General features: G+C 74.0%; 6 protein-coding genes. 3 read left to right on the top strand and 3 right to left on the bottom strand.

What is annotated here, in order from left to right; translation table 11 throughout:
• Window positions 1-29: 29 nt before the first annotated feature.
• On the bottom strand, window positions 30-701 hold the full coding sequence (locus tag AA75_RS22530) for a TetR/AcrR family transcriptional regulator C-terminal domain-containing protein (RefSeq protein ID WP_033821995.1): 672 nt from the start codon (window positions 699-701) through the stop codon (window positions 30-32).
• Between the two features lie 83 nt (window positions 702-784).
• Between AA75_RS22530 and AA75_RS22525 the strand changes: the two genes are divergently transcribed.
• Window positions 785-1,213, top strand: a complete 429-nt coding sequence (locus tag AA75_RS22525) for an ester cyclase (protein WP_033821994.1) — start codon at window positions 785-787, stop codon at window positions 1,211-1,213.
• A gap of 58 nt (window positions 1,214-1,271) precedes the next feature.
• Window positions 1,272-3,296, top strand: a complete 2,025-nt coding sequence (locus tag AA75_RS22520; RefSeq protein WP_033821993.1) for a M3 family metallopeptidase — start codon at window positions 1,272-1,274, stop codon at window positions 3,294-3,296.
• Window positions 3,297-3,335: 39 nt separating this feature from the next.
• Here AA75_RS22520 and AA75_RS22515 read toward each other — a convergent pair whose 3' ends face one another.
• Window positions 3,336-4,850 (bottom strand): cellulase family glycosylhydrolase, encoded by a 1,515-nt coding sequence (locus AA75_RS22515; protein ID WP_033821992.1) that lies wholly within the window; start codon window positions 4,848-4,850, stop codon window positions 3,336-3,338.
• Between the two features lie 123 nt (window positions 4,851-4,973).
• Window positions 4,974-5,633 carry a TetR family transcriptional regulator gene (locus AA75_RS22510; protein WP_033821991.1) on the bottom strand — a complete coding sequence of 220 codons (660 nt, stop codon included), beginning with the start codon at window positions 5,631-5,633 and terminating at the stop codon, window positions 4,974-4,976.
• Window positions 5,634-5,890: 257 nt separating this feature from the next.
• Here AA75_RS22510 and AA75_RS22505 point away from each other — a divergent pair.
• Window positions 5,891-7,119: acyl-CoA dehydrogenase family protein (locus tag AA75_RS22505; protein ID WP_033821998.1), on the top strand; the 1,229-nt coding region annotated here is incomplete at its 3' end.

The raw sequence follows: 7,119 nt of genomic DNA, 5'->3' as shown, positions 1-7,119 counted from the left end.
CGGTCGTGGTCGGCCGGTCGTGGTCCGGTTCAGCGGGGGGTGGCGGCGAGGCCTGTGATCAGGGCGTCCAGGGCGAGGTCGAAGCGGGCCTGGTGGTCGGCCGGGGTGCCGAGGCCGTCGGCGACGGCGGCGGCCAGGGTGGGGAATCCGGTCAGGTCGGGGGCGGGTGCGGGCTCCTCGGGGTGGCCCGGGGTGGTGGCGGCCTCGGCGAGGCAGTGGCCGATCACGAAGGTGGCGACGGCGTTGACGATCCGCAGTGCGAGGAGCGGGGGGAGGCCGGCCCGGCCGAGTGCGGCGGCGGTCTCCTCGACCGCCCGCAGGGCGTCGGGGGAGCCGACCGGGCGGGTGGCGACCAGCGGGATCACCCCGGGGTGGCGCAGCAGTTCGGTGCGGAAGGCGACCGCGAAGGCGCGCAGCCGGGCGGGCCAGTGCGCGGGGTCGTCGGCGGTGGGGTCGTCGACTGGGTCGTCGGCACCGGCCGGGGGGCCGGGCCGGACGGCGGCGACCACCAGTTCGACCAGGCCGTCCAGCAGGGCGCCCTTGTTGGGGACGTAGTGGTAGAGCGTCATGGCCTCGACGCCGAGTTCGGTGCCGAGCCGGCGCATCGAGAGTCGCTCGACGCCTTCGCGGTCGGCGAGTTCGAGCGCGGCCCGGAGCACCTTGGTGCGGTTGAGCCCGGCGCGCCTGGCGGTCGCTGCCATGGTGGTCCCCTTGACTTTCTTACGGCGTAAGAGCACAGTACTGCGCGACGGCACTCTTACACTGTAAGAAAGAGCGTGGAACGATGGGCACCGAGCAGAACAAGCAGTTGGTCGCCGGCTTCTTCACGGCGCTGAACGAATGCCGGATCGACGATCTCGGGGACTACCTGGCGGCCGACGTGATCGACCACAACAAGATCATCCACGGTGAGCCGGACGAGCCGGGCGCCGCCTTCGCGGCGATCGAGACCCAGCTGACGGCCCTGGCGCCGTACCGGGCCGAGATCGACCGGCTGACCGCCGAGGGCGACACGGTGGTCGCCCGGATCACCCAGAGCGGCGTCAGCTCCGGCGCGCACCCGCGGATGCCGAGGCCGACCGGCCGCTCCTTCCGCAACGAGGCGATCTTCGAGTTCACCGTGCGGGACGGCCGGATCAGCGAGATCCGGGGCGTCTCCGACCGCCTCGGCCTCTTCCTCCAACTCGACTGGGACTGGCCCGCCATCGACTGACGGGCCATCGGAAAATCGACGGTAGGCAGTGCGGACACCACCGCGTAGGGTCGGTCGAATGAGTCTCAACCCCTTCTTCGAGCCCAGCACCCTGGACTACGAACTGCCGCCCTTCGCCGAGATCCGGGAAGAGCACTACGCGCCCGCCTTCGAGCGCGGCATGGCCGACCAGCTCGCCGAGATCGCGGCGATCACCGCCGATCCGCGGCCGGCCGACTTCGAGAACACCGTGGTGGCGCTGGAGCGCTCCGGCGCGCTGCTGCGCCGGGTCGTCCTGGTCTTCTTCAACCAGTCCGGCTCCGACGCCACCGCCGCCGTGCAGGAGCTGGACGCCGAGATCAGCCCGCGGCTGGCCGCGCACGACGACGCGATCCAGCTCGACCAGGCCCTGTTCGCCCGGCTCGACGCCCTCCACCGGCAGCGCGAGACGCTGGGGCTCGACGCCCAGTCGCTGCGGCTGCTGGAGCGCCACCACACCCGGCTGGTACGGGCCGGCGCCCGGCTCGGCGCCGACGAGCAGCGGCGCCTGCGCGAGATCAACACCGAACTCGCCTCCGGCGCGGCCGCCTTCCGCAAGAACCTGCGCGCCGCCAACAAGGAGCGGGCGATCGTGCTGGACCGGGCCGAGGAACTGGCGGGCCTGTCCGAGGACGCCGTCGCCGCGGCCGCCGAGAACGGCCGCGCGCTCGGTCTGGACGGCCGGTACGTACTCAGCCTGAAGAACATCACCAACCAGCCCGAGCTCGCCCAGCTCACCGACCGCGCCCTGCGCGAACGGCTGCTGACCGCGGCCCTCGGCCGGGCCGCCGACACCAACGGCCCGCTGGCGATCCGGCTGGCCGGCCTGCGGGCCGAGCGCGCCGCCCTGCTCGGCCACCCGACCTTCGCCGACCACGTGATCGCCGACGAGACGGCCGGCACGGTGGCCGCCGTCGAGGCGCTGCTCGCCCGGGTGGTGGCCCCCGCCGTCGCCAACGCCGAACGCGAGCGCGCCGAACTCGCCGCGGCCGCCGCGGCCGACGGGATCACCGACCTCGGCGCGCACGACTGGGCCTACTACGCCGAGAAGGTCCAGCAGTCCACCTACCGGCTGGACGCCTCGGCGCTGCGTCCGTACCTGGAGCTGGAGCGGGTGCTGCAGGACGGCGTGTTCTTCGCCGCCGGGCTCGCCTACGGCCTGACCTTCACCGAGCGCACCGACCTGACGGCGTACCACCCGGACGCCCGGACCTTCGAGGTCTTCGAGGCGGACGGCACCCCGCTCGGCCTGTTCCTCGCCGACTTCCACGCCCGTGACACCAAGCGCGGCGGCGCCTGGATGAACGAACTGGTCCAGCAGTCGGAGCTGCTGGGCAAGCGCCCGGTGGTGGTCAACAACCTCAACATCGCCAAGCCCGCGCCCGGCGAGCCCGCGCTGCTCAGCTGGGACGAGGTGCGGACGCTGTTCCACGAGTTCGGGCACGCGCTGCACGGCCTGTTCTCGGCGGTCCGCTACCCGCTGTTCTCCGGCACCGAGGTGCCGCGCGACTTCGTCGAGTTCCCCTCGCAGGTCAACGAGGTGTGGATGACCTGGCCCGAGGTGCTGGCCAACTACGCCCGGCACCACCGCACCGGCGAGCCGCTGCCCGCCGAGCTGCTGGAGCGGCTGGAGGCCGCCGGGACCTTCGGCCAGGGCTTCCGCACCGTCGAGTACCTCGCGGCGGCCGTGCTCGACCTGGCCTGGCACACCGTGCCCGCCGGGGTGGAGATCGCCGACGCCGAGGAGTTCGAGGCCGCCGCGCTGGCCAAGGCCGGCCTGGACGTGCCGGGGATCCCGCCGCGCTACCGCACCACCTACTTCAGCCACTCCTTCTCGGACGACTACAGCGCCGGCTACTACGCCTACCTGTGGTCCGAGGTGCTGGACGCCGACACCGTGGAGTGGTTCCGCAGCAACGGCCGCAGCGTGCGCGACAGCGGCGAGGTGTTCCGGGCCGAGCTGCTCTCCCGGGGCGGCAGCCGCGACGCGCTCGAGTGCTTCCGGGCCGTGGTCGGCCGCGAGCCCGACACCACGCCGCTGCTGGCCCGCCGCGGATTGCTCTGATCCCCGGCCGCCCCGGGCCGCCGGCCTCGCCAGCGGCCCTCAGCGCGGGGCGACCGTCACCGTGACGGTCGCCCCCGTCGGGGCGGCGGGCAGCCGGATCCGGGCCACCCCGGCCCGGTCCCCGTCGGGCTGCCGGACGTCCACCACCGCCGCCCGGACCCCGCCGACCGTGACCCGCACCCCCCGGGGGTACCCGGTGCCCGGCAGCACCAGCTCGCTCACCCCGCCGCCCCGGGCCGCGGTGAAGGTCAGCGTCCACACCGCACCGTCCGCCCGCTCGGCCACCGGCCGCCCGGCCAGCGCCGCCGGGTACGGGGCGAACGCGGGCTCCTCGCCGGGTGCCGGGCGCCCGTCCGGCCCCAGGACGCAGTACCCGCCCGAACCCCGGCACCAGTACCACATCGTCCAGCCCGCGGCGAAGCCGGACATCGCGGCGACCTGACGGCGCACCAGCTCGGCGTTGCCCGGCGTCCGGGCGTTCGGCGGGCCCCACTCGCCGACCAGCACGGGCAGCCGGTGGGCCGCCGGATAGCCGGTGATCGCGGCGGTGTAGTTCTCGATGAAGCCGCCGGCCGGGTCCCAGTCGTGGCCGCCCTCGACCGCGGTGTCGTAGAAGTGCGGTGCGTAGCCCAGCCGGTCCGGGCCCGGACGCGGGTCCGCGAGGGCCGGCAGCCGGGTCGGCACACCCTGGCCGACCAGCACCGTCGGCTCCACGAACAGCCACGAGCGGGTGTCCGCCCGGCGGATCGCGGCGATCAGCCGCTGGTACATCGCGGGCAGCCGGCCCTGCTCCAGCTCGGCGGCGGAGGCCGCCAGCACGGCCGGGTCGCTGGGGTCGCCGTCGACGGGCCCGAACGGCTCGTTGAACAGGTCGTACCCCAGCAGTGAGCGGTGGCCCCGCAGTTCGGTGGCGATCCGGGTGTAGAACTCGCCCTGCAGCCGGCGCAGGTCGGCGTCGTCGTACAGGTGCCGGAAGGCGGTCTGCACGGCGGGCTGGAAGTAGCCGGCGAACCAGTCGTCCGGGTCCTCGACGAACGGCAGTCCGTCGTCCCGGGTGGCCCAGAGCGGGACGCCGCGGTCGCCGCCGCCGAACTTCGGCCCGTAGACGTCCTGGTGGAAGTCGACGACGGCCAGCAGCCCGTAGCGCTCGGCCCGGTCGAGCAGCCGGTGCAGTTTCGCCAGCTCGGCCCGGTCGTAACGGCCCCGTTCCGGTTCCAGCCTGGTCCAGGAGACCGCCACCCGGACCAGGGTGAAGCCGTGCGCGGCGATCGAGCGCAGGTCGTCCTCGGTGGTCTCGCCGTACTTGTCGATGTTGAAGCCGCGAAGCTGGAGGACCCGGCCGCGGTCGTCGGTGAACAGCGTGCGGCTGCCGGGGTCGGTGACGGTCCCGGTGGGGAACGCGGCGCGGACGCCGGCCGGCTCCGGCCACCGGTCGGCGGCCGGGCTCCCCGCGGTGACGGTGGTGGCGGTGACGGCGGTGGCGGTGGTGGCCGTCGTGGTCAGCAGGGCCGCGACGGCCAGCGACAGGGCGGCGGCGAGACGGCGGACGCGCACGGGTCACCTCGGGCGGGGGCGCAGGGATGGTGGCGGTGCGCGCCGATCCTGCCCCACCGCCCCGCCCGGCACAAGAGGTGAGCATGACTCATGTTCAGTTGATCTCCGCTGGTGGCGGGCGGGTCACTCCTCCGGTGCGGCCGCCGCCTCGGGCTGCGGCGGCGTGAGGACGGCCTGCAGCGGCAGGTCGGCGGCCGCCGCGAGCCGGCCCCACAGCAGGTCGGCCAGGGCCCGCACCATCCGGGCCCGGGGGCAGGGCCGCTGCTCCAGCCACCAGTCGCCCGCCGCCAGCACCATCCCGGTGACGGCCCGGCCCCAGACCTCGGAGAGCAGCGGGCCGTCGGCGCCGAGGTCGACCTGGGTCTGCACGGCCCGGGTGATCTCCTCGGCGATCTGCCGCAGGGCGGGCGCCAGCGCCTGGCCCGCGCCGGTGGGGTCGCCGGCCTCCGGGTGGGTCAGCAGCCGGTAGACCTGCGGGCGGGACTCGATCGCGGCCAGATAGGTGTCGAGCACGTGCTCCACCCGGTCCCTGCGCTCCAGCGGCTCGTTCAGCGCGGCGCGCACCGCGGCCAGCAGACCGCTGGTGTGACGCTCGGTCAACGCGGTGATCAGGCCGTTCCGGTCGCCGAAGTGCCGGTACAGGATCGGCTTGGTGATGCCCGCCTCGGCCGCGATCGCGTTCATGCTCGCGCCGGGGCCCTCGCGCTGGACGACCCGGTCGGCCGCGTTGAGCAACTGCTCGCGGCGGAGCTCTCCGGCGGGCTGGGCGGGGGGCGTCGGCACGCGTTGACTCCTGCGGTCGAAGGGGGCGGGGCGGGCGCCGGACGGCGTCCACGGGCGTTGACAGGCGTTACCAATCAGTAGCAGACTCCCGCTATGTTACCCCGGGTAACACGCCGGTGGCGTGGGCCCGGACGGCGCCCTGCCGACGCCGGGCCCAGGAACCCGGCCGGACCACGGCCCGGCCCCGCACCCCTACCCCGACCCTCGCCGCCGCACCGCTGACCACACCGTGCGCGAACCCGTTGACCGGAGGCACCATGAGCACCTTCTCCCTCGACCCGGGCCCGGACCAGCTGGCCGTCCGGGACTGGCTGCACGGCTTCGCCGCCGACGTGATGCGGCCCGCCGCAGCCGAGTGGGACGAGCGCGAGGAGACCCCCTGGCCGATCATCCAGGAGGCCGCCAAGATCGGCATCTACTCGCTGGACTTCTACGCCCAGCAGTACTTCGACCCGTCCGGCGTCGGCATCCCGATCGCGATGGAGGAACTGTTCTGGGGCGACGCCGGCCTCGGCCTCGCCATCGTCGGCACCACCCTCGCCGCCGTCGCCGTGCTCGCCAACGGCACCGACGAGCAGATCGGCACCTGGGCCCCGCAGATGTTCGGCACCCCCGACGACGTCAAACTGGCCGCCTTCTGCTCCTCCGAGCCGGACGCCGGCTCCGACGTCTCCGCGCTGCGCACCCGCGCCGTGTACCAGGAGGCCACCGACGAGTGGGTGCTGACCGGCACCAAGACCTGGGCCACCAACGGCGGCATCGCCGACGTGCACGTCATCGTCGCGACCGTCGACCCGGCCCTCGGCGCACGCGGCCAGGCCTCGTTCATCGTCCCGCCCGGCACCTCCGGACTCTCCCAGGGCCAGAAGTTCAAGAAGCACGGCATCCGCGCCTCGCACACCGCCGAGGTCGTCCTCGACGACGTCAGGATTCCCGGACACTGCCTGCTCGGCGGCAAGGAGAAGCTCGACGAGCGCCTCGCCCGGGCGCGCGAACGGGCCGCCGGCGCGGCCTCGGCGCGCGGGACCGGCGCGGCCGGGAAGAACGCGGCGATGGCCACCTTCGAGGCCTCCCGGCCGGCCGTCGGCGCGCAGGCCATCGGCATCGCCCGGGCCGCCTACGAGGTGGCGCTCGACTACGCGGGCACCCGGGTCCAGTTCGGCCGGCCGATCATCGACAACCAGGGCGTCGCCTTCCAGCTCGCCGACATGCGCACCCGGATCGACGCCGCCCGGCTGTTGGTCTGGCGGGCCTCCTGGATGGCGGTCAACAACCAGCCGTTCACCGCCGCCGAGGGCTCGATGTCCAAGCTCTACGCCGGCGAGACCGCGAAGTGGGTGACCACGCAGGCGATGCAGATCCTCGGCGGGAACGGCTTCACCCGGGAGTACCCGGTCGAGCGGATGCACCGCGACAGTGCGATCTACACCGTCTTCGAGGGGACCAGCGAGATCCAGCGGCTGGTCATCGCCCGCGCGATCTCCGG

It is taken from the genome of Kitasatospora sp. MBT63 (genome assembly GCF_000710465.2).
Lineage (GTDB): Bacteria > Actinomycetota > Actinomycetes > Streptomycetales > Streptomycetaceae > Kitasatospora.
This window is presented reverse-complemented; position numbering and strand designations above follow the sequence as displayed.